1 protein-coding gene is annotated in these 979 nt (G+C 37.6%); it reads left to right on the top strand.

From position 1 onward, the window contains the following. The coding region (locus ACRCJ0_RS15515; protein WP_431391088.1) for an ABC transporter permease/substrate-binding protein at positions 1 to 979 on the top strand (979 nt) is incomplete at both ends.

Raw genomic sequence — 979 nt, 5'->3', positions numbered from 1 at the left:
CATAGCTATGCCGGTGGTCATTTCAGGTATTCGGACCTCGTTAGTATTAACTATCGGAACAGCGACCTTAGCGACTTTAATCGGTGCTGGTGGCCTTGGATCTTTGATTATGTTAGGAATCGACCGAAATGATAGCAATTTAACTCTAATTGGTGCTATTGCATCATCTTTATTAGCGATTATTTTTGGTGCCCTCATTAAATGGTTAGAAAATAAGAAAATGAAAACCGTCCTTATTAGCTTGCTTGTTTTATTTGTAGGAATTGGTGGGCCTATCTTGGCGCAACGATTGACTGGTCAAGTTACGAATGTCACTATCGCCGGTAAATTAGGGTCAGAACCAGAGATTCTAATTAATATGTATAAAGAAATAATTGAAGCAGATAATGACGATGTCAATGTGGATGTAAAAGCTAATTTTGGAAAAACGACTTTCTTATTTTCTGCCTTAGACAATAATGAAATCGATATTTATCCAGAGTTTTCAGGTACAGTCCTTGAAAGTTTAGTTGACGTAGATGAAGCTACTGATACAAGTGACTTCGACCAAGCAGATACCTATCAATTAGCGCGTGACTTATTAAAAGACCAGTATGATATGAATTTTCTAGAACCATTTTCATTTGAAAACACCTATGCTTTAGCCGTGAAACGCTCTTTTGCAGAGGAAAATAATCTAGAAACGATTTCAGATTTAGCGAAAGTTGAAAACGAGGTTACAGCTGGCTTTACGTTAGAATTTATTGACCGTCAAGACGGCTATGCTGGTATTCAAGAATTATACGGTTTGACCTTCCCGTCAGTGAAAAGTCTTGAACCTGCGCTTAGATACAATGCTATCAATAACAATGAAGTCAATGTGGTTGATGCATATTCGACTGATAGCCAAATTTTAGAGTATGATTTGGTTACGCTTGAAGATGATTTAGGGCTATTCCCTGACTATCAAGGAGGTCCATTGATGAATGTAGACTTCGCT

It is taken from the genome of Aerococcus sp. L_32, assembly GCF_050689315.1.
This window is presented reverse-complemented; position numbering and strand designations above follow the sequence as displayed.